The 22,272-nt window shown below is 69.9% G+C and carries 23 protein-coding genes and 1 pseudogene; 17 read left to right on the top strand and 7 right to left on the bottom strand.

Translation table 11 applies throughout. The features are described from left to right. Window positions 1-48: 48 nt before the first annotated feature. The 3 genes from ahcY to metF are packed head-to-tail and all read left to right on the top strand — an operon-like array spanning window position 49 to window position 3,207. The gene (gene ahcY / locus E8D38_RS04920; RefSeq protein ID WP_140626607.1) at window positions 49-1,479 is read left to right on the top strand and encodes an adenosylhomocysteinase; all 1,431 of its coding nucleotides are present in this window, start codon (window positions 49-51) and stop codon (window positions 1,477-1,479) included. Beyond that, window positions 1,475-2,356, top strand: coding sequence for a TlyA family RNA methyltransferase (locus E8D38_RS04915; RefSeq protein WP_425462750.1), 882 nt, complete (start codon window positions 1,475-1,477; stop codon window positions 2,354-2,356). Before ahcY ends, E8D38_RS04915 begins: the two co-directional genes overlap by 5 nt. Before the next feature lie 5 nt (window positions 2,357-2,361). Further along, window positions 2,362-3,207: a methylenetetrahydrofolate reductase [NAD(P)H] gene (gene metF, locus E8D38_RS04910; RefSeq protein WP_140626605.1), complete on the top strand. Its 846-nt coding sequence runs from the start codon at window positions 2,362-2,364 to the stop codon at window positions 3,205-3,207. 4 nt (window positions 3,208-3,211) lie between these two features. Here the strand turns inward: metF and E8D38_RS04905 are convergent, their stop codons facing one another. Continuing rightward, complete coding sequence (locus tag E8D38_RS04905) at window positions 3,212-3,832, bottom strand: 5-formyltetrahydrofolate cyclo-ligase (protein ID WP_140626604.1); 621 nt, start codon at window positions 3,830-3,832, stop codon at window positions 3,212-3,214. A gap of 145 nt (window positions 3,833-3,977) precedes the next feature. On the opposite strand from E8D38_RS04905, the gene E8D38_RS04900 reads away from it, so the two are divergent. Together E8D38_RS04900 and E8D38_RS04895 are read left to right on the top strand one after the other, a co-directional pair. Next, on the top strand, window positions 3,978-5,081 hold the full coding sequence (locus E8D38_RS04900; protein ID WP_140626603.1) for an MBL fold metallo-hydrolase: 1,104 nt from the start codon (window positions 3,978-3,980) through the stop codon (window positions 5,079-5,081). 4 nt (window positions 5,082-5,085) lie between these two features. Then, window positions 5,086-5,460: a YfeK family protein gene (locus E8D38_RS04895; protein WP_140626602.1), complete on the top strand. Its 375-nt coding sequence runs from the start codon at window positions 5,086-5,088 to the stop codon at window positions 5,458-5,460. 10 nt (window positions 5,461-5,470) lie between these two features. Here E8D38_RS04895 and E8D38_RS04890 read toward each other — a convergent pair whose 3' ends face one another. Further along, complete coding sequence (locus tag E8D38_RS04890; protein WP_140626601.1) at window positions 5,471-6,448, bottom strand: MBL fold metallo-hydrolase; 978 nt, start codon at window positions 6,446-6,448, stop codon at window positions 5,471-5,473. A gap of 145 nt (window positions 6,449-6,593) precedes the next feature. Here E8D38_RS04890 and E8D38_RS04885 point away from each other — a divergent pair, with 145 nt between their 5' ends. Continuing rightward, window positions 6,594-6,992 (top strand): TfoX/Sxy family protein, encoded by a 399-nt coding sequence (locus E8D38_RS04885; RefSeq protein ID WP_140626600.1) that lies wholly within the window; start codon window positions 6,594-6,596, stop codon window positions 6,990-6,992. Between the two features lie 59 nt (window positions 6,993-7,051). On the opposite strand, the pseudogene E8D38_RS28795 reads toward E8D38_RS04885, so the two are convergent. Continuing rightward, window positions 7,052-7,267, bottom strand: a pseudogene (locus tag E8D38_RS28795) (DUF2917 domain-containing protein); the annotation flags it as partial. A 135-nt stretch (window positions 7,268-7,402) separates the two neighbouring features. On the opposite strand from E8D38_RS28795, the gene E8D38_RS04875 reads away from it, so the two are divergent. Next, window positions 7,403-8,392 (top strand): LysR substrate-binding domain-containing protein, encoded by a 990-nt coding sequence (locus E8D38_RS04875; RefSeq protein WP_181178929.1) that lies wholly within the window; start codon window positions 7,403-7,405, stop codon window positions 8,390-8,392. Between the two features lie 88 nt (window positions 8,393-8,480). On the opposite strand, the gene E8D38_RS04870 is transcribed toward E8D38_RS04875, so the two are convergent. Continuing rightward, complete coding sequence (locus tag E8D38_RS04870) at window positions 8,481-8,798, bottom strand: hypothetical protein (protein WP_140626597.1); 318 nt, start codon at window positions 8,796-8,798, stop codon at window positions 8,481-8,483. Window positions 8,799-9,058: 260 nt separating this feature from the next. Here E8D38_RS04870 and E8D38_RS04865 point away from each other — a divergent pair, with 260 nt between their 5' ends. From E8D38_RS04865 to E8D38_RS04845, 5 genes are all read left to right on the top strand, one after another. After that, on the top strand, window positions 9,059-11,128 hold the full coding sequence (locus E8D38_RS04865) for a lytic transglycosylase domain-containing protein (RefSeq protein ID WP_140626596.1): 2,070 nt from the start codon (window positions 9,059-9,061) through the stop codon (window positions 11,126-11,128). A 34-nt stretch (window positions 11,129-11,162) separates the two neighbouring features. After that, window positions 11,163-12,125, top strand: coding sequence for a complex I NDUFA9 subunit family protein (locus tag E8D38_RS04860; RefSeq protein WP_140626595.1), 963 nt, complete (start codon window positions 11,163-11,165; stop codon window positions 12,123-12,125). Window positions 12,126-12,249: 124 nt separating this feature from the next. Then, window positions 12,250-12,930, top strand: coding sequence for a glutathione S-transferase family protein (locus tag E8D38_RS04855; protein ID WP_140626594.1), 681 nt, complete (start codon window positions 12,250-12,252; stop codon window positions 12,928-12,930). A gap of 74 nt (window positions 12,931-13,004) precedes the next feature. Continuing rightward, window positions 13,005-14,249, top strand: a complete 1,245-nt coding sequence (locus tag E8D38_RS04850; protein ID WP_140626593.1) for a multifunctional CCA addition/repair protein — start codon at window positions 13,005-13,007, stop codon at window positions 14,247-14,249. Between the two features lie 163 nt (window positions 14,250-14,412). Continuing rightward, window positions 14,413-15,837: a YdgA family protein gene (locus E8D38_RS04845; protein ID WP_140626592.1), complete on the top strand. Its 1,425-nt coding sequence runs from the start codon at window positions 14,413-14,415 to the stop codon at window positions 15,835-15,837. 30 nt (window positions 15,838-15,867) lie between these two features. Here E8D38_RS04845 and E8D38_RS04840 read toward each other — a convergent pair whose 3' ends face one another. Further along, the gene (locus tag E8D38_RS04840; protein WP_140626591.1) at window positions 15,868-16,062 is read right to left on the bottom strand and encodes a DUF2905 domain-containing protein; all 195 of its coding nucleotides are present in this window, start codon (window positions 16,060-16,062) and stop codon (window positions 15,868-15,870) included. Between the two features lie 9 nt (window positions 16,063-16,071). Continuing rightward, entirely contained in the window at window positions 16,072-17,118 is a 1,047-nt protein-coding gene (locus E8D38_RS04835; RefSeq protein ID WP_140626590.1) for a class I SAM-dependent methyltransferase, read from the bottom strand. 105 nt (window positions 17,119-17,223) lie between these two features. Between E8D38_RS04835 and E8D38_RS04830 the strand changes: the two genes are divergently transcribed. The 4 genes from E8D38_RS04830 to E8D38_RS04815 are packed head-to-tail and all read left to right on the top strand — an operon-like array spanning window position 17,224 to window position 19,992. Further along, entirely contained in the window at window positions 17,224-18,015 is a 792-nt protein-coding gene (locus tag E8D38_RS04830) for an SDR family oxidoreductase (protein ID WP_140626589.1), read from the top strand. A 1-nt stretch (window position 18,016) separates the two neighbouring features. Beyond that, window positions 18,017-18,415, top strand: coding sequence for a dihydroneopterin aldolase (locus tag E8D38_RS04825; protein WP_140626588.1), 399 nt, complete (start codon window positions 18,017-18,019; stop codon window positions 18,413-18,415). A gap of 11 nt (window positions 18,416-18,426) precedes the next feature. After that, on the top strand, window positions 18,427-19,338 hold the full coding sequence (gene ttcA, locus E8D38_RS04820) for a tRNA 2-thiocytidine(32) synthetase TtcA (protein WP_140626729.1): 912 nt from the start codon (window positions 18,427-18,429) through the stop codon (window positions 19,336-19,338). Between the two features lie 57 nt (window positions 19,339-19,395). Further along, window positions 19,396-19,992: a DUF4136 domain-containing protein gene (locus tag E8D38_RS04815; RefSeq protein ID WP_140626587.1), complete on the top strand. Its 597-nt coding sequence runs from the start codon at window positions 19,396-19,398 to the stop codon at window positions 19,990-19,992. Between the two features lie 19 nt (window positions 19,993-20,011). Here E8D38_RS04815 and E8D38_RS04810 read toward each other — a convergent pair whose 3' ends face one another. After that, complete coding sequence (locus E8D38_RS04810) at window positions 20,012-20,884, bottom strand: DUF6279 family lipoprotein (RefSeq protein WP_140626586.1); 873 nt, start codon at window positions 20,882-20,884, stop codon at window positions 20,012-20,014. Here E8D38_RS04810 and glmU point away from each other — a divergent pair. After that, window positions 20,883-22,271: a bifunctional UDP-N-acetylglucosamine diphosphorylase/glucosamine-1-phosphate N-acetyltransferase GlmU gene (glmU, locus tag E8D38_RS04805; protein ID WP_140626585.1), complete on the top strand. Its 1,389-nt coding sequence runs from the start codon at window positions 20,883-20,885 to the stop codon at window positions 22,269-22,271. The two genes, E8D38_RS04810 and glmU, sit on opposite strands and share 2 nt — an antisense overlap. Window position 22,272 lies beyond the last annotated feature (1 nt).

The raw sequence follows: 22,272 nt of genomic DNA, 5'->3' as shown, positions 1-22,272 counted from the left end.
TGCAGCAGCATCGGCGGCTTCAACACCTGAAGTGGAGCACCGACGACCATGAACGCTGCCGTTCTGAAACCGCAACAAGACCACGCCATCGCCGACCTGTCGCTGGCAGCGTGGGGCCGCAAGGAAATCCGGATCGCCGAGACCGAGATGCCCGGCCTCATGGCCATTCGCGAGGAGTTCGCGAAGGCGCAGCCGCTCAAGGGCGCGCGCATCACCGGCTCGCTGCACATGACGATCCAGACCGCCGTGCTGGTGGAAACGCTGCAGGCGCTGGGCGCCCAGGTGCGCTGGGCCTCGTGCAACATCTTCTCGACCCAGGACCATGCGGCCGCGGCGCTGGTGGCCGAAGGCACGCCGGTGTTCGCCTACAAGGGCGAGTCGCTCAAGGACTACTGGGACTACACCCACCGCATCTTCGACTTCGGCCCCAAGGGCTCGGAGGCCGAAGGCCCGAACATGATCCTGGACGACGGCGGCGACGCGACGCTGCTGATGCACCTGGGCCAGAAGGCCGAGAAGGATGCCTCGGTGATCGCCAACCCGACCAGCGAGGAAGAGCGTGAGCTGTTCGCCGCCATCAGGGCCAAGCTGGCCGAAGACGCCACCTGGTACACCCGCAAGAGCGCGCAGATCATCGGCGTCACCGAAGAAACCACGACCGGCGTGCACCGCCTGAAGGAGATGAGCGCCAAGGGCACGCTGCTGTTCCGCGCCATCAACGTGAACGACTCGGTCACCAAGAGCAAGTTCGACAACCTGTACGGCTGCCGCGAGAGCCTGGTCGACGGCATCAAGCGCGCGACCGACGTGATGATCGCCGGCAAGGTGGCCGTGGTGTGCGGCTACGGCGACGTGGGCAAGGGCTCCGCCCAGGCGCTGCGTGCCCTGTCCGCGCAGGTGTGGGTCACCGAGATCGACCCCATCAACGCGCTGCAGGCCGCGATGGAAGGCTACCGCGTCGTCACCATGGAATACGCCGCCGACAAGGCCGACATCTTCGTCACCACCACCGGCAACAAGCGCGTCATCACGCATGACCACATGCTGGCGATGAAGGACCAGGCCATCGTCTGCAACATCGGCCACTTCGACAACGAGATCGACATCGCCTCGATCGAGAAGTACCAGTGGGAAGAGATCAAGCCGCAGGTCGACCATGTGATCTTCCCGACCGGCCGCCGCATCATCCTGCTGGCCAAGGGCCGCCTGGTGAACCTGGGCTGCGGCACGGGCCACCCGAGCTACGTCATGTCGTCGAGCTTCGCCAACCAGACCATTGCGCAGATCGAGCTGTTCACCAAGCCGAACGACTACAAGGCCGGCCAGGTGTACGTGCTGCCCAAGCACCTCGACGAGAAGGTGGCCCGCCTGCAGCTGAGCAAGCTGGGCGCGATGCTGACCGAGCTGACCGACGAGCAGGCCGCCTACATCGGCGTGCCGAAGGAAGGCCCGTACAAGCCCGACACGTATCGGTATTGACCATCCCCGCAGCGGCTTCGCCGCTCCCCCTCGAGGGGGCGACGCCAGCGGACCGGCGGAGCCGGATCCGCGGCGTCTGCTGGGTTGGCCCTGGCGCTTGGAATTGGTGATGCGCATCGACCAGTTGCTCGTTCAACGTGGGTTGGCACCGTCGCGGTCGGCTGCACAGCGGCTGATCGAGAGCGGTGCAGTGCAGTGGCTCGGCCCCAGGGGTTGGGCTGGCCTGCGCAAGGCCGGCGAAGACCTGCCCGAGGCGGCCGAGCTGCGGGTGACCGACGATGCCGAGCTGCGCTACGTGTCGCGCGGCGGGCTCAAGCTCGAAGGTGCGCTGGCGCGCAGCGGGCTGAAGGTGGCCGGTTGGACCTGCCTCGACGTGGGCCAGAGCACCGGCGGCTTCACCGACGTGCTGCTGCAGCAGGGGGCTGCCCGCGTGGTCGGTTTCGACGTGGGCCACGGGCAGCTGCATGAGCGGTTGCGGAGCGACCCGCGGGTGGTGGCGCTCGAAGGACAGCACGTGCGCGAACTGGCGGGCTCGGCCTTGCAGACGCATGCGCCGGCCGGCGGCTTCGACCTCGTGGTGGCCGACCTGTCGTTCATCTCGCTCACCGGCGTGCTGCCGCACCTGGCGCCCTGGCTCAAGCCCGGCGGGCATGCGCTGCTGCTGGTCAAGCCGCAGTTCGAGGTCGGGCCGCAGCATGTGGGCAAGGGCGGGCTGGTGAAGGACGCCACGCTGTATCCGAAGGTCGAGGCCGCGGTGCGCGAGGGTTGCGCCGCGCTGCGCTGGGCGGTGCGCGACTACTTTTCGAGCGCCATCGCCGGTGGTGATGGCAACCAGGAATTCTTTGTCTGGGCCCAGGGTCCGGAAACGAAAGCGTGAGAGCGATGAACGACAACACCGCGGGCCGCCTGCCCATCAGCATCGAGTTCTTTCCGCCGAAGACGCCGGAGGGCGTCGAGAAGCTGCGCGGCGTGCGCCAGCAGCTCTACGTGCTCAAACCGGAGTTCTGCTCGGTGACCTATGGCGCCGGAGGCTCCACCCAGAGCGGCACGCTCGCCACGGTGCGCGAGATCATTGCCGAGGGCGTGGCGGGCGCACCGCACTTCTCGTGCATCGGCGCGAGCCGCGACAGCATCCGCGAGCAGCTGGCGGGCTTTCGCACCGCCGGCATCCGCCGCATCGTCGCGCTGCGCGGCGACCTGCCCTCCGGCTACGGCGGCTTCGGCGAGTTCCGCTATGCGAGCGACCTCGTCGCCTTCATCCGTGCCGAGACCGGCGACCACTTCCACATCGAGGTGGCCGCCTACCCCGAAGTGCACCCGCAGGCCCGCTCGCCGGAGGCCGACCTGAAGGCCTTCGTCACCAAGGTCAGGGCCGGTGCCAGCTCGGCCATCACCCAGTACTTCTTCAACAGCGACGCCTTCTTCCGCTTCGTGGACGACGCCCGCAAGGCCGGCGTCGAGGTGCCGATCGTGCCGGGCATCATGCCCATCACCAACTCGTCGCAGCTGATCCGCTTTTCAGAAGCCTGCGGCGCCGAGATCCCGCGCTGGATCCGCCTGCGGCTCGAGAGCTTCGGCGACGACAAGGCGTCGATCCAGGCCTTCGGCCTGGACGTGGTGAGCCAGCTGTGCGAGAAGCTGCGTGCGGCGGGCGTGCCGGGGATCCACTTCTACGCGATGAACCAAGCCACGGCCACGATCGAGATCTGCAAGCGGCTGGGGTGGTAGCCCGTCACGGGCCCTCACGCTCCCAGGCCACCCCCTCCTCGGTAAGCATGGCGTCCAGCGGCACGTCATGCACCTCAGCCTCCAGCCACGGCACATAGCCGTGCGCATAGCCCACGCCCACCGTGTAGGGCCGCGGGGTCAGCGCCGCCAGCGTGCGGTCGTAGAAGCCGCCGCCATAGCCCAGCCGCACGCCCTTCGGCCCGAAGCCCACGCACGGCACCAGCAGCAGCGTGGGCAGCAGCACGTCGGTGCCCTTGGGCTTGGGAATGTCGAAGGCATCGTTTTCCATCGGGCAGCCGGGGTACCAGGCGTGGAACCGCAACTGCCTGGTCTCGCGGTTGATCACCGGCAGCCCGATGCGCCGGGGCGGGCCGGCGCCTTCTTCACCCTTGCCGGCGCCCTCGGTCCAGCGGTAGAGCGCCGGCAGCGGATCGAATTCGCCCTTGATGGGCCAGTAGGCGCCCACGGTGACGTCGGGCCGTGACGCCAGCCAGATGCGCAGCACGTCCTGCAGCTGGTCGGCGCGGTGCAGCCGGTCCATCATCGACTGGCGTTCGGCCTGCAGCAGCTTGCGCATCGTGGCCTTGTCGCGGGTCGGCTTGGTGGGGTCGAACGGCAGGGTCATCGCGGTTCCGGTGGTCTCGATACGCAGGCACGGGTGACGGCGCGGCAGTGCTGCGCCGCGCCATTGTGCCCGCGCTGCCCGCCAAAGAGTTCATAAACATGGCCGCGCAGCATGCGGGCTCCGGTGCCAACCCGAGCCGACCGCCATGAAGAACCTGCTGCGCCCGCCTGCACTCATCCGCTCGACGCTGGCCGCTGGGCTCGCCTGCCTGCAGGTGGCCTGCGCCTCGCCCGGCGACCGCTGGCAGAACCCCGAGGGCAGCCCGCCCGACCAGTCGAGCTGGCGGGACGTGGCGTCGCTGTGGTGGGGGTTCATCACCGCCAGTCGCGAGCAGACGCAGCCGCCGGCGCCGGCCGGGCATGTGGTGCCGCGCGAAGCGGCGCTGGCGGGCCTGTCGGCGCAGCAGCGCGATGCCCGCGACAGCCTCACCTGGCTCGGACACGCCTCGTTCCTGTTGCGCGTGGGCGGCAAGGTGGTGCTGACCGATCCGTTCCTGAGCGAGGCCGCATCGCCGTTCTCCAGCATCGGGCCGAAACGGTTTGCCGGCCCCGGCCTCGCAGCCGAGGACCTGCCGCCGGTCGACGTGGTGGTGATCTCGCACAACCACTACGACCACCTCGACCTGCGCACCCTGCAGCGCCTGCCGGGCAAGGACTCGGCACGGCTGGTCGTGCCCAGCGGCGTGGGGCCGTTGGTGCGCGGCCTGGGCTTCCTGGAGGTGCACGAGCTGCGCTGGGGCGAGTCGCTGGAGGTCGGAGCCTTGCGCGTGGCGGCGGCGCCTGTGGTCCATTTCTCCGGCCGCGGGCTGTTCGATCACGACACCACGCTGTGGGCCGGCTATGTGCTGGAGGCACCCTCGCAGCGCATCTTCTTTGCCGGCGACACGGCCTACCACCCCACCGCCTTCAAGGCGCTGCGCGAAAGCATCGGGCCGGTGGACGTGGCGCTGGTGCCGATCGGCGCCTATGAACCTCGGCAGATGATGGGCCACGTGCACGTGAACCCGGAAGAGGCGGTGGCGATCGCCCGCGATTTGCAGGCCCGCCGGGCGGTGGCCATGCATTGGGGCACCATCGTGCTGAGCACCGAGCCGCCCTTCGAGCCGCCGCAGCGATTCCGCGCAGCCGGGCGCGCTGCCGGGCTCGAAGACGACGGCATGTGGGTGATGGCGATCGGCGAGACGAGACCACTCGACGCGGCGGGCGCGGCAGTTGCCGCAACGCGGGCGTCCACCGGAAACCCGAGATAACGCGATGGCACGACGTCTGATTCAAAGCCTGGCCCTGCTGGCGCTGGTCTGCGGCACCGGGCTTGCGGCGGCCCAGCAGGCCACGCCGCCGACAGCGGCGCGCGAGATCTCTGCGCTGCTCGGCCACATCGAGCGTTCAGGCTGCAGCTTCGAGCGCAACGGGCAATGGCACGAGGCGCCGGCGGCACGGGCTCACATCGAGCGCAAGTACCGCGCGCTCGCCGAGCGCGGGCTGGTGCCCAGCGCCGAGAGCTTCATCGAGCTTGCCGCTACGCGCAGCAGCACGACCGGCCGGCCCTACCAGGTGCGTTGCGGCCAGGCGCCCGCGGTGGCGAGCGGGCCCTGGCTCATGCAGGCGCTGGGCCGGCTGCGGGAGTGATCCGCGAGCCCTACTTGTCGCTGCGGATCGGCGAGTAGTCCACCGGAACCCACGCAAAGCCGCGACCTTCGGCGCGCAGGTGGCCGAGGCCCGGGAAGCTCACGTGCGCGCCCGCCAGCAGCCACTTCTCCTTGGCGGCCTGGGCCCACACCGTCTTGCGCGAAGCAATGGCCGGCTGGTTGTCGGTGTCGAAGGCCATCGCCACCTCGGGCCGTGCGAACTGCACCGCGCCGATGTGCACCATGTCGCCCAGCACCAGCATCTTCTGGCCCTTGGACTCGAACAGGTAGCTGCTGTGGCCGGGCGTGTGGCCGGTGGCCACCGCCTTCACGCCGGGGGCGATCTGCTCGTTGGGGGCGAACAGCTTCACGCGGCCGGCTGCCTGGTAGGGCGCCACCGCCGTCTTGGCCATCTGGAAGAAGCCCTGCATCTCCTTCGGCGCAGCCTGCATCTTTGCGTCGCTCAGCCAGAAGTCGGCCTCCGGCTGGGTGACCATGACCTGCGCCTTGGGGAACAGCGGCTGGCCGTCGGCTGCCAGCACGCCGCCCACGTGGTCGGCATGCAGGTGGGTGATCAGCACGAGGTCGACCTGGGCCGGGTCGTAGCCGGCGGCCTTGAGGTTGTCGGCCAGCTTGCCCAGCGTGGGGCCGAACATCTGCTGCGCACCGGCGTCCACCAGGATCAGTTGCTGGCCGGTGTTGACGAGGTAGCCGTTGACCGAGGTCTGGATGGTCTTGCCGGAAAGAAAGTTGCGGTCCATGCCGCGCCGGATCTCGCCGGGCCTCGTGAACTTGAGCAGTGCGGCCGGGTCGAGGTCGATGTAGCCGTCGTACAGCGCGGTCACCTCGAAGTCGCCCACCATCGTGCGATACCAGCCGGGCACCTGGGTCTTCTGCTGGGGGGCTTCGGCGATCGCCGTGCCGGCGGCGGCCAGCAGGCACGCGGCGACAGCGCCGCGCGTCCAGGACATGAGTCGTTCGTGCAGCATGATCCCTCTCCTTGTTGTTGATACGGGGTTCGTTGGGGGGCGCTACGTTACGGCCGCTGGCAGCGGCTTGCCGGTGGGCCGCGCAAGACCGCGGCGGCGCAGGGGCAGCACCGCAGCGGGTCGCGCTGTGGTATCAAGCGCGCCCATGAGCCTCGCACCACCGCGCCGTGATGAATTCGCTGCCTACTGCCTGGAGCTGCTCGCGCCTCTCGGGCCGTGCAGCGCGCGCCGCATGTTCGGCGGCCACGGCATCTATCTCGACGGCGTGATGATCGGCCTCATCGCCTATGAGCGGCTCTACCTGAAGACCGATGAACAAAGCCTGCCCCGCTGGCGCGAGGCAGGCTGCGAGCCCTTCGTCTACGACGGCAAGGGCAAGCCGGTGACGATGAGCTACTGGACGCCGCCGCAGGAGGCCATGGAGTCGCCCGCCCTGATGCAGCCTTGGGCGAGGCTGGCGCTCGAAGCCGCGGTGCGGGCGCGCTCCGCGAAGGCGGCCAGGAAGCCGCCGGCCAGGCGGCCGGCCGCACGCAAGGCGAAGTAGTGCCGGCGGGTGGCCGGTGCAGCCTCCAGCACCTGGAAGCTGGCCTGCGGCCAACCCTCGAGCACGGCTTCCACGCCGGCCGGGACTTCCAGCACCTGGCCGGGCAGCACCCAGGCGTCGTCGGGCACGGCGCCGCCGAGGCGGCCGTTGGCGGTGACCCACAACCGGCCCTCGCTCACACGCAGCCAGCGGGTGCGGGAAGCTGCCCGCAGGGTGCTTGACCGGCCCGGCGCCAGTTGCCACACTGCGCCGCTCGATTGTTGCAATTCGTTCATGGACGTGGTGCTCATCTCGATCTCCTGGTTGCTGCGTTGTTGTATGGGTGAATCTTCGGCGAGGGGCGGGCTGCGGTCCAATGAGATCGGGGCGACGAATTGATGAGCATTGAGCATGAGTGAGAGGGGCTGGGGGTGAACAACACAGTGCGCAGGCGTCCGCTGGACGTCGGGCCGATCCGCGCCTTCGAGGCGGTGGCTCGGCTGCTCAACTTCCGTGCGGCGGCTGAAGAGCTGAGCCTCACGCAGTCGGCCATCAGCCGGCAGATCAAGAGCCTGGAAGACGAACTCGGCGCGCCGCTGTTTTCGCGCGGCACCCGGCATGTCGAACTCACCGGCCCGGGAGAGGCGCTGCTGCGGGCGGTGGTGCCGGCGCTCGACCGGCTGGACGCGTCCGTGCGCCAGATCCGCCAGGCGCGGGGGCGGCGTGTGGTCAACGTCACCACCTTCGCCTCGTTCGGCTCGTTGTGGCTCATTCCGCGGCTCGAGGCGTTCCAGCGCGCCCACCCCGACATCGACATCCGGGTGGCCGCGAGCGACCAGCTGGTGGCGCTCGACGACCCGGAGGTCGACATCGCCCTGCGCTACACCAGCCCGCTGAAGGCGCCCGAGGGAGCGATCCGGCTGTTCGGCGAAACGCTCACCCCGGCCATCAGCCCCTGGCTCGCCGCGCAGGCGGCCGCGGGGCAGGTGCCGGCACTGCAGCGACCGGCGGACCTCGCCCGCCACACGCTGCTCGAGGAGGACGACCACCGGCCGGGAGCCGAATTCCTGAGCTGGCGGCACTGGCTGGCCAAGCAGGGCGAGGCGCAGCTGGAGCCGCGCAGCTGGATCTACCTCAACTTCACCTACCAGCAGGTGCAAAGCGCGCTGGCCGGGCAGGGCGTGGCGCTCGCCCGTGTGGGCCTGGTGGCCGAGCAGCTGCAGCGCGGCGAGCTGGTGGAGCCGTTCGGTATCGACGGCCGCATCCACAGCCCTTTCGCGTATTGGCTCGTGGTGACCCAGCACAGTCGCCACCGGCCGGAGGTGTGCCAGTTCGCCGAATGGGTGAGGGAACAGGGCGCGCTGACGCGGGCGGCCGTGGGCGAGCTGGTCGAGCCCGAAGGTCCGGGCGAGGAAGACTGAAAAAAAGGGCGGCTCGCTCTCCGCAGCCGCCCCTGAAGCTAGACCCGATGGGTAGGGGTCTATCGATCAACCTTCGTTCGATCCCGGCTCAATCGGAACGCTTCGAGGCCATCAGCGGCTGGCCCTCGAACTGGCCGCCGGCTGCCAGGGCCACGTCGCCGCGCGAGGCGCGGATCTCGACGGGCGGCAGCTGCACCACGCGTTGAGACTTCGACGCCGGGGCGGCGGCCGGTTCGGTCAGTCGCTTGCCGGCAATTTCCACCAGCGGCGGGTCGATGGTGCGCACCTGGTCGAGCGAACGGCCGGCGTCCAGGGTCTGCGGCGCCTGAATGGCAGGCGCCAAGGCCAGTGCCAGGGTGGCCAGCGTCAGGGCCACGGCAAACAAGGCGTTGAGCGTGCGGTTCATGGTGTCGTCCTTTCTGGTGTTGCAGCCGTTGGGCTTGTCGATGGAGTGAACTTTAGGCAGCGGTCCGGGCTCCTGCGAGTTGATTGCGATGAACTGCGGGCGGTGCCGGATGAACTGCGGCTGCGCAGGATGAAAGGTTGTGCAACGACCGACTTCACCCGGCGGAACAGACGCGGTGCAGGAGTAAATTCGACGCCAACGGTCGTACGCCCGTGGCACCGCGGTGAGGCGGGCAGACGACGAAGAATCAGGAAGTGACGATGTCAGGAAACAACAAGGCCTTGCGGCCCTGCGCATGGGCCGGGGCTCTGGCCGGTGCGGTGCTGCTCATGGCGTCCGCCGGCGCGCCGGTACCCGCCTGGGCGCAGGCCCCCGGCAGCGCTGCGGTCGCGGGGGCCGACGTGGTGCTCGAGGCGCGCGACGCGCTTCGCCGGCGCGACAGGAACCGCCTCGCGGCGGCCCGCGCCGCGGCTGCCGCTGCGCGCAGCCCGCTGGCCTCCTGGGTGGACTACTGGGAGCTCGGCAACCGCCTGGGCGAAGCCAGCCAGAGCGACCTCAACGAGTTCTATTCGCGCTGGGGCGGCACCTATGTCGAAGACCGGCTGCGCAACGACTGGCTGCTCGAGCTGGGCCGCCGGCGCGACTGGCGCGGTGTTGCGCAGGAATACCCGCGCTTTCGCATGAACGACGATCGCGAGGTCACCTGCTATGCGCTGCTGGCGCGCCACGAGGCCGGCGACGACGTGACGAAGGAGGCGCGCGCCGCCTGGATGGCCCAGCGCGACCTCGACGACGGCTGCACGCTGATGGCCACCACGCTGTATGCAGCGCAGCGCCTGGGGCCGGGCGACGTGTGGCGCAAGGCCCGCGCGGCCACCGAGAACAACCGTCCCCGCGCGGCGCGGCATGCCGCCGGCCTGGTGGACGAAGAGGCCGCCAAGGCGGTGGACGAGCTGTTCGAAAGCCCGCCGCGCTATCTGGTGCGCAAGGCGCATGCGCGCAACCGCACCGCGGCCGAGCTGGCGGCACTGGCGCTGATCCGCCTGGGCGCCAGCGACCCGGACGGCGCCGCGGTGCAGCTCGAGAGCCACTGGGCCGAGACACTGCAGGCGCGCCTCGGCCCGGCGGCGGTGGCCTGGGTCTGGCACAGCGTGGCCAAGCAGGCGGCGATGAAGCTGCTGCCCAGCGCCGACGGCTACTACCAGCGCGCGGCCACCACGCGGCGCGGCGCCGAAGAAGACGTCGAAGGGCCGGAGGACATGCTGGCCTGGAAGGCGCGCTCGGGCCTGCGCGCCAACAACGGCGCCGGCCGGTGGCAGCAGGTGATGCAGGCCATCAACGCGATGGGCCCTCAGGAGCAGCGCGAACCGGCCTGGGTGTACTGGAAGGCCAGGGCGCTGCTGGCACTGGCACGCGACTCGCAAGAGGGCGACGCCCTCAGGCAGCAGGCGCGCGAGCTTCTCTCGCCGCTGGCGCGCCAGGTCAACTTCTACGGCAAGCTCGCCGCCGAAGAGCTGGGCCAGCCTTTCGTGCTGCCGCCCAGGCCCGCGCCGCTGACCGAGGAAGAACGCAACGGGGCGCTTGCAACCCCCGGGCTGGCGCGGGCGCTCGCGCTCATTTCGCTGGGCCTGCGCAACGAAGGCGTGCGCGAATGGAACTTCACGCTGCGCGGCATGAACGACCGCGAGCTGCGGGCCGCCGCGCAGCTGGCCTGCGAGCGCGAGGTCTGGGACCGCTGCATCAACACCAGCGAGCGCACGCAGCAGGAGGTGGACGTCGAGCAGCGCTTCCCCACGCCTTTCCGGCGCGACGTGCTGAGTGCCGCGCGCGATGCGGGGCTCGACGCCGCCTTCGTGTACGGGCTCATCCGCCAGGAATCGCGCTTCGCGATCGATGCCCGCTCGGCCGTGGGCGCGTCCGGCCTGATGCAGCTGATGCCGGCCACCGCGCAATGGACGGCCCGCAAGGTCGGCATGGCCTACAGCCCCGGCCAGATCACCGACCCCGGCACCAACCTGCGGCTGGGCACGAGCTACCTGCGACTCGTGCTCGACGACTTCGGCGGCTCGCAGCCGCTGGCCACCGCGGCCTACAACGCTGGCCCCGCCCGCTCGCGCCGCTGGCGCGACGGCCCGCCGCTGGAGCCGGCGGCGTGGGCCGAGAACATCCCGTTCTCCGAAACCCGCGACTACGTGAAGAAGGTGCTGTCCAACGCGACCGTGTACTCGGCCCTGCTGACCGGCAGCGCCCAGTCGCTGAAGGCCCGGCTGGGCCCGGCGATTGCTCCCCGTGCGGAGACGGCGCCCGCACCGGACGCCAGCCTGCCCTGAACGGGCATCTCCTCACCCCACGGGAGGCCGACGCATGCATGAGCGAAAACTCCTGATCCTGGGCGGCAGCGGCTTCGTCGGCCGCAGCCTGTGCGCCCAGCTGGTGGCCCGCGAGGGCGGCGCGGCCGACGGCGGCATCACGGTGCCGACGCGGCACCTGGCGCGTGCCCGGGGCTTGAACACCCTGCCGGGCGTCACGCTGGTCGCGGCCGACGTGCATGACGATGCGCAGCTGCGCGCGCTCGTGCGCGACTGCGATGCGGTGGTCAACCTGGTGGCCATCCTGCACGGCAGCGAGGCCGGGTTCGAGCATGTGCATGTCGAGCTGCCGCGCCGGCTGGTGGCCGCCTGCCGGGCCGCCGGCGTGCGCCGCGTGGTGCATGTGAGCGCGCTGGGGGCGGCCGCAGACGCGCCGTCGCGCTACCTGCGCAGCAAGGCGGCCGGCGAGGCGGTGCTGCAGTCGGCCTGGCTCGACCTCACGCTGCTGCGGCCGAGCGTCATGTTCGGCGAGGCCGACCGCTTCCTCAACCTGTTCGCCCGTCTGCAGGCGGCCTTTCCGCTGGTGCCGCTGGCCGGTGCGCATGCGAAGTTCCAGCCGGTGTGGGTGGAAGACGTGGCCGCGGCCATTGCCGCCTGCCTCGACGCCCCGCGAACCATCGGACTCACCCTCGAATGCGCCGGCCCGCGGGTCTACGAGCTGCACGAACTGGTGAAGCTTGCGGGCCGCTGGTCGGGTCATCCGCGGCGGGTAGTCGGCCTGCCTGACGGGCTGGCACGGGTGCAGGCCGCCCTGCTCGGCCTGCTGCCCGGCGAGCCGCTTATCACGGGTGACAACCTCGACTCGATGAAGGTGCCCAACGTGGCGAGCGGCCGGCTGCCCGGGCTGCAGAGCCTGGGTATCGCGCCCAAGGCGCTGGAGGCGGTGGCGCCTGCCTACCTGGGGGCGGCGCCCAACCAGTCGCACCTCGACCACTGGCGTTCGCTCGCCCACCATTGAGCACGGCGGCCCGCGACCGCAGTACTTGCTTCGCGCGCATCAATCCCATGCGCCGATCTCACCGGTGCCTGTGGCGACCGCCCTTAGCATCACGCGTCCTACAACACAACACAGGAGGCCGCACATGCAGCTCTACATCGGCAACAAGAACTATTCGTCCTGGTCCATGCGCCCCTGGGTGCTGATGACCCATGCAGGCATCGCCTTCGAGGAGGTGAAGCTGCGCCTGTCGTTCGACGACGGCTCCGCGTTCAAGAAGGCGCTGTCCGCCGTGACGCCGGCCGGCCGCGTGCCGGTGCTGGTGGACCGCGACCTGTCGGTCTGGGACACCCTGGCCATCTCCGAATACCTGGCCGAGCGCTTTCCGGAGCGCAGGCTGTGGCCTGACGACGTGAAGCAGCGCGCCGTGGCACGCAGCGTCTGCGCCGAGATGCATGCGGGCTTCTCGGCACTGCGCACCCACTGCCCGATGAACATCGAGGCCTCGCTGCCCGAGGTCGGCCAGCGCGTGCTGGCCGAGCAGCCGCAAGTGAAGAAGGACGTCGAGCGCATCGTGCAGATGTGGAGCCAGCTGCTCGAGCAGCATGGCGGCCCGTTCCTGTTCGGCCGCTTCACCATCGCCGATGCCTACTATGCGCCGGTGTGCATGCGCCTGCGCACCTATGGCCTGCCGGTGCCGTCGCACATCAGCGCCTACCTGCAGCGCGTCTGCGAGGTGCCGGCGGTGCAGGCCTGGGTGAAGGACGCCCTGGCCGAGCAGGACTTCCTCGACTTCGACGAGCCGTACCGCACCTCGCGCGACTGAGTCGGCAGTGAACCGTGACTGGCGACTGTTCACCAGTCACCGGTCACCAGTCACTGATCACTACACTCGGGCGCATGCAGGTCTACAAAGTCGGCGGCGCGGTGCGCGACGCCTTGCTCGGGTTGCCGGTCCAGGACAACGACTGGGTGGTCGTGGGCGCCACGCCCGAACAGATGATGGAGTCGGGCTACCTGCCGGTGGGCCGTGACTTCCCGGTGTTCCTGCACCCGCGCACGCGAGAGGAATACGCGCTCGCGCGCACCGAGCGCAAGACCGCCCGCGGCTACCACGGCTTTTCCTTCGTGACCGCGCCCGACGTGACGCTCGAGCAGGACCTCGCGCGCCGCGACCTCACCATCAACGCCATTGCCGAAGACGAGCGCGGCCTGCTGATCGACCCCTACGGCGGCCAGCGCGACCTCGACCAGCGCGTGCTGCGCCACGTGTCCGAGGCCTTCGTCGAGGACCCGGTGCGCATCCTGCGGCTGGCCCGGTTCGCCGCGCGGTTCGCCGACTTCCGCGTGGCTCCCGAAACCATGGCGCTGATGCGCCGCATGGTGGCCGACGGCGAGGTGGACCATCTGGTGCCCGAGCGCGTGTGGCAGGAGCTCGCTCGCGGCCTGATGGAGCAGCGCCCGTCGCGCCTGTTCGAGGTGCTGCGCGAATGCGGCGCGCTCGCACGCCTGCTGCCCGAGGTCGACCGCCTCTGGGGCGTGCCGCAGCGTGCCGAATACCACCCCGAGGTCGACACCGGCGTGCACCTGATGATGGTGCTCGACCAGTGCGCGTGGGCGCAGGCGCCGTTGCCGGTGCGCTTCGCCTGTCTGTGCCACGACCTGGGCAAGGGCACCACGCCGGCCGAGGTGCTGCCGCGCCACCATGGCCATGAGGGCCGCAGCGCCGAACTGCTGCAGGCGGTGAGCGAGCGGCTGCGCGTGCCGGCGGAATGCCGGGAGCTGGCCGAGGTGGTGGCGCGCGAGCACGGCAACGTGCATCGCAGTGAAGAGCTCGGGCCGGCGGCCACCGTGCGGCTGCTGGAGCGCTGCGATGCGTTCCGCAAGCCGAAGCGGTTCGACGAAGTGCTGCTGGCCTGCGAGTGCGACGCGCGCGGGCGCCTGGGCCTGGAGGGGCGGCCGTATCCGCAGCGGGCCCGCCTGCAGCAGGCGCTGGCGACTGCCCAGCGCGTGAGCACGGCCGAGGTGGCCCGCCATGCGCAGGAGCGCGGGCTGGCGGGCGAACAGATCGCGCAGGCCATCCACCAAGCGCGGGTGCTGGCGCTGGCCGACCGGGCGGGCGACGGCCGCGACGCGGAAGACTGAGTCCGTCGGCACCCCCTCTTCTTGGGGTGTTGCGTTTGCATCGCGCCGCTGCGCTGCCAAGCGCCTGCCCCTAAACTGCGCCGCGCCGTGATGCGGGCCGCCGAGGGGGCGGCCGCCGCGAGCGCCCTGCGCATTGCGTGCGCAGCCAGTGAGGAGAGGGCTCATGAACAAGGGTGTTGCCGTCGGCCTGGGGGCCGTGGCGGTGGTGGGGGCTGCCTACGTGGGCGCCTCCGTCTGGGCCGGGCAGCAGGTCAAGCGGCACTACGAGACGCAAAGCGACACGCTGGCCCGTCAGATGCCGTTCCTGAAGGCGGCGCAGGAGAGCCATGAGGGCGGCGTGTTTTCGTCGACCCACACGATGACGTGGCGCCTGGGCTGCCTGCCGCAGCGCCAGCCCGATGGGAGCGTGAAGCGCGGCGAGCCGCTGCAGTTCACCGTGGTCGACCGCATCCAGCATGGCCCGCTGCCGGGGTTCAGGCGGCTGGGCGCGGCGGCCATCGACAGCGAACTCGTGCTGGCGGAGACGACGCGGCAGGCGCTCGCCGAGGTGTTCGGCGAAGGCAAGCAGCCGCTGGCGGCGCGCACGCTGGTGGGTTTCGACGGGCGCTATGTCAGCACCATCAGCAGCCCGGCGGCGAGCATCGCGGCCACCGAGAAAAGCCCGCAGCTCAACTGGGGCGGCATCCAGGCCACGGTCCACGGCGACACCTCGGGCCGGTCGGCCACCTATGACTTCAGCCTGCCCGGCTTCGAGGTCATCGATGCCAGGCAGGGTGTGACGCTCAAGCTCACCGGCTTCACCATGCGCGGCGAGGCCGGCGGCGACGGCGCGTCGTCGCTGCTGCTGGCGGGCAAGAGCCAAGGCAGCCTCGCAGGCATGGAAATGAGCGTGCGCCCGCCCGAAGGCGCGGCCAGCGAGCCGTTCCGCATGAGCCTGGGGCCGCTCAAGTTCGACGGCAAGGCCACGGTCGACAAGGAACTCCTCAGCAGCACCAGTTCCATGACCGGCAGCGGCCAGATCGGCGCCACCCGGCTCGACAAGATCGAGATGACGGCTTCGATGAAGCGCCTGCATGTGCCGAGCTACCTGGCGATGATCGGCACGCTGCTGGACGGCAGCATGAGCTGCCAGGCCGACAAGCCCGAACCCGACCCTCAGGTTGTCATGGAGGCCATGCAGAAGAGCCTTGCGGCGCTGCTGCCCCACAACCCCGAGTACTCGCTGGACAAGCTGGCCGTCGAGACCGGCGGCAAGCGCGGCGAGCTGTCGTATGCCATTGCCGTGGCGGGCGTCACCGAGGCCGACCTGCAACTGCCTGCGCCGATGCTGCTCATGACCAAGGGCGAGCTCAAGGCCGACGTGAAGCTTCCGGTGGGCTGGATCGAGCAGTTGCTGATGTCGCTGCCCGGCAAGGCGCAGGCCGCGGCCCCGCAGCCGGAGATGGTCAACGTCATGCTCGACCAGTTCTCGGCCCAAGGCCTGGTGGTGCGGGAGGGCGAGTTCGTGTCCGCCAGCCTGCGCTTCAAGAACGGGCAGGCCGAGGTCAACGGCAAGCCGCTGCAGCTGGGCCGCCCGCCGCAGCAGTAGCCGCAGCAGTCGCTGTAGCGGCGAGCGCCGCTACAGCAGCTTCGCGATCAGCATCGCGATGAAGCTCAGCAGCACCGTGGTGGCGATCGGCAGCTCGAACTCGCGGCCGCGCAGCTTGAAGTGCAGGTCGCCGGGCAGGCGGCCGAGCCCGAGCTTGCGCAGCCACGGCAGCAGGCTGTTGAAGACGACCAGCGTGATGAGCACGACGATGAGCCAGCGGATCATGGCGGCGCCTCAGAGCGTGTGGCTGCGGTCGCCATGGGCGAAGCCGAGGGCGTCGAACGGCTCGACCCCCTTGCTGAAGCCCACCACCTTGAACAGCTCGCCCATCTCGTGCTCGTGGAAGAGCTTCTGCGCCAGCGTGCGCTCGCGCAGGCCGGCGCCTTCCAGGTCGGCCAGCAGGCCGCAGTTGAACAGGAAGTGCGCCTGCGTCGTGTAGCCGAGCACGTCGAGGCCGGCGTCCTGCCCGGCCAGCGCCACGCCGGTGAAGTTGACGTGGGCGGTGATGTCCTTGTCGCCCGCATCTGACAGCGGGTCGGGGTCGGCCAGGTGGCCGCGGTGGCACATCAGCGTGCCGCCGGTGCGCTGCGGGTGGTAGTACTCGGCCTCGGGGAAACCGTAGTCGATGAAAAACGCCGCGCCGCGCTGCAGGGTGCCGGCCAGCGTACCGATGAAGGCTTCTGCCTGCCGGTGCAGCTCGGTCGTGGTGCCGGGCACCGCGCCTGCGTCGAGCGGCGGCCGCAGGGCGGTGGGGCGGTCGACCCAGGCGAAACGGCCGTCGTCCATGGCCACCCCGCGTTCATGCCACTGCCGCCCGTCGAAGTGGAGCAGGGCCACCGGCATGGCGTCGAGCACCTCGTTGCCCACCACCACGCCTTCGAGGCTTTCGGGCAGGGCATCGACCCAGCGCACGCGGCCGGCGAAGGCCGCCAGCGTCTGCTGCTGGCGCGAGCGCAACGCGCCGGACAGGTCCACGATGGTGTAGCGCTCCACCTGCTCGCCCAAAGCGCCCAGCAGTTGCGCCGCCAGCGCGCCCGAGCCGGCGCCGAATTCCCAGACCTCGCGAGTGCCGGTGGCCTGCAGGGCCTGTTCCACCTGGCGGGCGAGCGCCCGCCCGAACAGCGGGCTCATCTCGGGGGCGGTGACGAAGTCGCTGCCGCCGCCGGGCCCGCCCGGCAGGTGGCCGAACTGGCGGTCTCCGCGGGCGTAGTAGCCCAGGCCCGGCGTGTAGAGCGCGAGCTCCATGTAGCGCTCGAAGCCGATCCAGCCGCCGGCGCCCATGATTTCACGGCGGATGTGCGCGGCGAGCGCACCTGCGCTGTCGGGGCCGGGGGGGCTGGCTACACTCTTTGGTTCTTGTGACACCCGACGATTGTAGGAAGCGCGATGGCAAGCAAGGCCACCCCTGACAAGCCCGTGGCGCTGGTGACCGGCGCCGCGCGCCGGCTCGGCCGCGACATCGCGCTGGACCTTGCCGCCCACGGCTGGGACATCGCGCTCCACTATCGCAACTCGGCGGCCGATGCTCAGGCCACCCTGGCCGAGCTGCGGGCTGCCGGCGCCGGGGCCGAGGCTTTCGACGCCGACCTGGCCGACGAGGCGCAATGCCGCGCGCTGCTGCCGCGGGTGGTGCAGGCCATGGGCCGCGCGGATGCGGTGGTCAACAACGCCTCGCATTTCGAATACGACAGCGTCGACACCTTCGGCTATGCGGCCATGGAAACCCACTGGCGAGCCAACACCGCGCCGGCCATCGTGCTGGCGCAGGCGCTGCACGGGCACCTGGCACCGCTGGGCCGCCAGGGCTGCGTGGTCAACCTGCTCGACCAGAAGCTGTGGAATCCGAACCCCGACTACCTGTCGTACACGCTGTCGAAAGCCGCACTCGAAGCCGCCAGCACGCTGCTGGCCCAGGCGCTGGCGCCGGTGCTGCGGGTGGCCGGCGTGGCGCCCGGCGTCACGCTGCTGTCGGGGCCGATGAATGCCCAGGAATTCGCCGCCTCGCACCGCATGACGCCGCTGGGCCGCTCGTCCACCCCGGCCGACGTGGCGCGCACCGTGCGCTTCCTGCTCGAGTCGCCGGCCATCACCGGCACCACGCTGCTGGTCGACGGTGGCCAGCACCTCACGGGGCAGCCGCGCGACGTGCTGTTCCTTGCCTCCATGAAGGACCGATGACATGCACAGCATGCTGAACAACCCGCAACTGCTGGACTGCCGCCGGCTCTTCCTGAAGGACTACGAGGTCTGGATCAACATCGGCGTGCACGACTTCGAGAAGAAGGGCGAGCAGCGGGTGCTCATCAACGTGGACCTGTACGTGCCGCTGGCCGCCACCACCCCGCAGCACGACCAGCTGCAGGAGGTGGTCGACTACGATTTCATGCGCCGCACCATCTCGCAGCGGGTCAAGCAGGGTCATGTGCACCTGCAGGAGACCCTGTGCGACGACGTGGCCCGGCTCATGCTCGAGCACCCGCTGGTGAAGGCCGTGCGGGTGTCGACCGAAAAGCCCGACGTCTACCCCGACTGCGAGTCGGTGGGCGTCGAGGTCTTCCGCATCAAGGACGAGAAGTGAATACCGCAACCATGGACACGCCGGCCGCCAGCGAAAAGAAGGCCGCGTTCGAGGCCAACAAGCTGAGCAAGCGGCTGCACCGCCTGGTAGGCCAGGCGATCGGCGACTTCAACATGATCGAGCCGGGCGACAAGGTCATGGTGTGCCTGTCGGGCGGCAAGGACAGCTACTCGCTGCTCGACATCCTGCTCAACCTGCGCAAGCGTGCGCCGGTGCACTTCGACATCGTGGCGGTCAACCTCGACCAGAAGCAGCCCGGGTTCCCCGAGCATGTGCTGCCCGAGTACCTCACGAAGCTGGGCGTGCCCTTCCACATCGAGAACCAGGACACCTATTCCATCGTCAAGCGGCTCGTTCCCGAGGGCAAGACGATGTGCAGCCTGTGCTCGCGGCTGCGCCGCGGCATCCTCTACCGGGTGGCGAGCGAGCTGGGCGCCAGCAAGATCGCGCTGGGCCACCACCGCGACGACATGCTGCAGACCTTCTTCCTCAACATGTTCTTCGGCGCCAAGCTGAAGGGCATGCCGCCGAAGCTGGTGTCCGACGATGGCCGCCACGTGGTGATCCGCCCGCTGGCCTACGTGCCTGAGCAGGACCTCGAGGCCTGGTCCGAACACCGGCAGTTCCCCATCATCCCGTGCACCCTGTGCGGCAGCCAGGAGAACCTGCAGCGCAAGCAGATCAGGAACATGCTGCGCGACTGGGAGAAGAAGTATCCCGGCCGGGTGGAGAACATGTTCTCGGCCCTGCAGACGGTGGTGCCCTCGCACCTGATGGACCGGAACCTGTATCCGTTCGCCGGCCTCCAACCGACCGGCGTGGCCGACCCCGCCGGGGACAAGGCCTTCGACGAAGACGAGGATGACTGCGCCACGCCGAGCGGCGCCCAGCCGCAGCCGATCCGGCTGCACGGCCTGGGCTGAGTCCACCGGCACCGGGCGTTCCGCGTTCTGGTGAGACAAGCCAAAAGGAGACCGACCATGTTGTTGCGACGCAGTGTGTTGATCGGCGGCCTGGCCGGCACCGGCCTGGCTCTCGCGGGGTGCGCCAGCATGCGCACGCTGACCACCCAGGTGAGCAGCTATGGCTCCTGGCCGGCCTCGCGCAAGCCCGCCACCTATGCCTTCGACCGCCTGCCTTCGCAGATGGCTCAACCGATGGAGCAGGACCGCATCGAGGCGGCCGCGGTGCCGTCGCTCGAGGCGGCCGGCTTCAAGCAGGTGGCGCGCGACGAGGCCGACGTGCTGGTGCAGGTGGCGGCCCATGTGGTGGAAACCAACGAGCGCTGGCGCGACCCGTTCTACTGGCGCGCCGACTGGTGGTACTACCGCCGCCACCCGTTCTTCCACCCGGGGTTCGGCATGTACTACGACGCCCCGCAATACCAGCGGGAGGTCGGTGTGCTGATCCGCGACAGGCGCAGCAACGAGGCGCTGTACGAGACCCACGCGTGCTACAGCAGCACCTGGACGTCGGACGCCATCCTGCCGGCGATGTTCGAGGCGGCCCTGAAGGACTTTCCGCAGCCGGCGGTGAGCCCGCGGCAGGTGGTCGTCTCGCTGCAGCCCAAGAGCTGAACGCCGGCTGACCGGGCGCTCAGGTCCCGTTGCTCACCAGCGCCCGCAGGTCCGCCTCCCACCCCTTGAGCTTGCCCGCGGCCGTGCGGCGCTGGGCGGGCGTCGTGGCGTTGTGCAGCTGCGCCGCGAACTCGCAGTTGTAGGCGGTCAGCTGCGCCATGTAGCGCCGGTACGACTCGTCCGGCGATTCCACCAGGCGCTGGGCCAATGCACGCAGCACCGGCTGCGCCTGCTGTGCCGTGGCCTTGCCGGCCTGCAGTTGCCGCAGGGTCTGCAGCACGTCCTGCTGGCGCCGGCGCCGCTCGTTGTACCAGCGCTGCGGATCGAAGGGCGAGCCGGCCAGCTGCCGCTCGATGAGCTCGCGCTGGCTGCCTTCGATGCGGCCGTAGAGGATCTCGCTGCGGTCGATCACCCGCTTGACGGCCGCCTCGCGGCGATCCTGCGGGTCTTCCTGCAGGTATTCCTTGCGGAAGTCCTTGTTGGACTTGGCGTAGCGCTCCTCGATGTTCTCGAACTGCTCGGGCTTGAGCGTCAGGGCCACCGGCGTGAGCCGCAGCGTGGCCTGGTCGAGCAGCAGGTCGCGGCGCTTCTCGATCTCGTCCCACCAGCGGCACACCTGCGCGGCCGTGGTGGGCTGCTGCACCTCGGCCTGGAGCTTGACCAGCAGCGTGGCGTAGTCGGGCAGCTGCGTGTTGCGGTGCCATTCGAACCACTGGTTGACGGCCCCCCGTGCAGGGGGGGCCTGTTCGCCGTCGAAATCGACATAACCGTCGAGCCGCCAGTACACCAGCTCGGGCGCCTGGTTGTAGGCGAAGCGGACCGCGCTGCAGCCGGCCAGCAGCAGCATCAGCACCCCGATAATCAGACCCCGGTTCAGGAAAGACAGACGCATGGCACTCGACATCGTGATCATGGCCGCAGGCAAGGGCACCCGCATGAAGTCCAGCCGCCCCAAGGTGCTTCACACCCTGGCGGGGCGGCCCCTATTGCAGCATGTGCTCACCACCGCCGCCAAGCTGGGCGCGAACAAGCTCGTCACCATCACCGGCCACGGCGCTGATGAGGTAGAACAAGCCATGCAAGGCTTGTTCCCGCAACAGCGGTTGGTGTTTGTACGGCAGCAGCCCCAGCTGGGAACCGGCCATGCGGTGCAGCAGGCGGCGCCGCAGCTGGCCGACGACGGCACCACGCTCATCCTCAACGGCGACGTGCCGCTGATCGATGCCGGTACGGTGGGCGAGCTCATCGCGGCCAGCGGCGGCGAGAAGCTGGCGCTTTTGACCATCGAGCTCGAGGACCCCACCGGCTACGGCCGCATCGTGCGCAAGGGCGATGCGGTGCTGGCCATCGTCGAGCACAAGGATGCGAGCCCCGAGCTGCGGCAGATCCGCGAGGGCTACACCGGTGTGATGGCGGCGCCCACCGCGCACCTGAAGCGCTGGCTGGCCGCGCTGCGCAACGACAACGCCCAGGGTGAGTACTACCTGACCGACATCGTGGCGATGGCGGTGCATGACGGCGTGCCCGTGGTGGCCACCCGGGCGCACAACGAAACCGAGGTCCTGGGCATCAACAGCCCTTCGCAGCTGGCCGACCTCGAGCGTCGCTACCAGCGCGCGCAGGCCGAGGCCCTCATGGAGCAGGGCGTGCGGTTTGCCGACCCGGCACGGTTCGACGTGCGCGGCGAGCTGGTGTGCGGCACCGACGTCGAGATCGACGTGAACTGCGTGTTCGAGGGCCGTGTGGTGCTGGGCGACGGCGTGAAGATCGGCGCGAACTGCGTGCTGCGCAACACCGGGATCGCCGCCGGTGCGACGCTGCTGCCGTTCACCCATGCCGACGGCGAGAAGCTCGGGGTGTCGATCGGCGCCGGTGCGATCGTCGGCCCGTTCTCGCGGCTGCGGCCGGGCGCGGTGCTGGGCGAGGAGGTGCACATCGGCAACTTCGTCGAGGTGAAGAACTCCACGCTGGGCAAGGGCGCCAAGGCAAACCACCTGGCCTACCTGGGCGATGCCGACGTGGGCGAGAAGGTGAACTACGGCGCCGGCAGCATCACCGCCAACTACGACGGTGCCAACAAGCACCGCACGGTGATCGGCGCGAACGTGCACGTGGGCTCGAACTGCGTGCTGGTGGCGCCGGTGGCGGTGGGCGAGGGAGCCACCATCGGCGCGGGCAGCACCGTGAGCAAGAACGCGCCGGCCGGTGAGCTGACGGTGGCGCGTGCCAAGCAGGTGAGCATCTCCGGCTGGGTGCGGCCGACCAAGAAGAAGGCCTGAA

The organism is Methylibium rhizosphaerae, from assembly GCF_006386545.1.
In the GTDB taxonomy this organism is placed as follows: Bacteria; Pseudomonadota; Gammaproteobacteria; order Burkholderiales; family Burkholderiaceae_C; genus Pseudorivibacter; species Pseudorivibacter rhizosphaerae.
Note: the sequence above shows the minus strand (reverse complement) of the source record. Positions and strands in the feature narration are given on the sequence as shown.

Bases quoted from the DNA above. Each gene is read 5' to 3' on its own strand.
- metF (WP_140626605.1), top strand. From the start codon at position 2,362: ATGAACGACAACACCGCGGGCCGCCTGCCCATCAGCATCGAGTTCTTT.
- E8D38_RS04810 (WP_140626586.1), bottom strand. From the start codon at position 20,884: ATGCGTCTGTCTTTCCTGAACCGGGGTCTGATTATCGGGGTGCTGATG.
- ahcY (WP_140626607.1), top strand. From the start codon at position 49: ATGAACGCTGCCGTTCTGAAACCGCAACAAGACCACGCCATCGCCGAC.
- E8D38_RS04905 (WP_140626604.1), bottom strand. From the start codon at position 3,832: ATGACCCTGCCGTTCGACCCCACCAAGCCGACCCGCGACAAGGCCACG.
- E8D38_RS04865 (WP_140626596.1), top strand. From the start codon at position 9,059: ATGTCAGGAAACAACAAGGCCTTGCGGCCCTGCGCATGGGCCGGGGCT.
- ttcA (WP_140626729.1), top strand. From the start codon at position 18,427: ATGGACACGCCGGCCGCCAGCGAAAAGAAGGCCGCGTTCGAGGCCAAC.
- E8D38_RS04855 (WP_140626594.1), top strand. From the start codon at position 12,250: ATGCAGCTCTACATCGGCAACAAGAACTATTCGTCCTGGTCCATGCGC.
- E8D38_RS04895 (WP_140626602.1), top strand. From the start codon at position 5,086: ATGGCACGACGTCTGATTCAAAGCCTGGCCCTGCTGGCGCTGGTCTGC.
- E8D38_RS04845 (WP_140626592.1), top strand. From the start codon at position 14,413: ATGAACAAGGGTGTTGCCGTCGGCCTGGGGGCCGTGGCGGTGGTGGGG.
- glmU (WP_140626585.1), top strand. From the start codon at position 20,883: ATGGCACTCGACATCGTGATCATGGCCGCAGGCAAGGGCACCCGCATG.
- E8D38_RS04825 (WP_140626588.1), top strand. From the start codon at position 18,017: ATGCACAGCATGCTGAACAACCCGCAACTGCTGGACTGCCGCCGGCTC.
- E8D38_RS04870 (WP_140626597.1), bottom strand. From the start codon at position 8,798: ATGAACCGCACGCTCAACGCCTTGTTTGCCGTGGCCCTGACGCTGGCC.
- E8D38_RS04840 (WP_140626591.1), bottom strand. From the start codon at position 16,062: ATGATCCGCTGGCTCATCGTCGTGCTCATCACGCTGGTCGTCTTCAAC.
- E8D38_RS04830 (WP_140626589.1), top strand. From the start codon at position 17,224: ATGGCAAGCAAGGCCACCCCTGACAAGCCCGTGGCGCTGGTGACCGGC.
- E8D38_RS04860 (WP_140626595.1), top strand. From the start codon at position 11,163: ATGCATGAGCGAAAACTCCTGATCCTGGGCGGCAGCGGCTTCGTCGGC.
- E8D38_RS04890 (WP_140626601.1), bottom strand. From the start codon at position 6,448: ATGCTGCACGAACGACTCATGTCCTGGACGCGCGGCGCTGTCGCCGCG.
- E8D38_RS04900 (WP_140626603.1), top strand. From the start codon at position 3,978: ATGAAGAACCTGCTGCGCCCGCCTGCACTCATCCGCTCGACGCTGGCC.
- E8D38_RS04850 (WP_140626593.1), top strand. From the start codon at position 13,005: ATGCAGGTCTACAAAGTCGGCGGCGCGGTGCGCGACGCCTTGCTCGGG.
- E8D38_RS04885 (WP_140626600.1), top strand. From the start codon at position 6,594: ATGAGCCTCGCACCACCGCGCCGTGATGAATTCGCTGCCTACTGCCTG.
- E8D38_RS04835 (WP_140626590.1), bottom strand. From the start codon at position 17,118: ATGGGCGCCGGCGGCTGGATCGGCTTCGAGCGCTACATGGAGCTCGCG.
- E8D38_RS04815 (WP_140626587.1), top strand. From the start codon at position 19,396: ATGTTGTTGCGACGCAGTGTGTTGATCGGCGGCCTGGCCGGCACCGGC.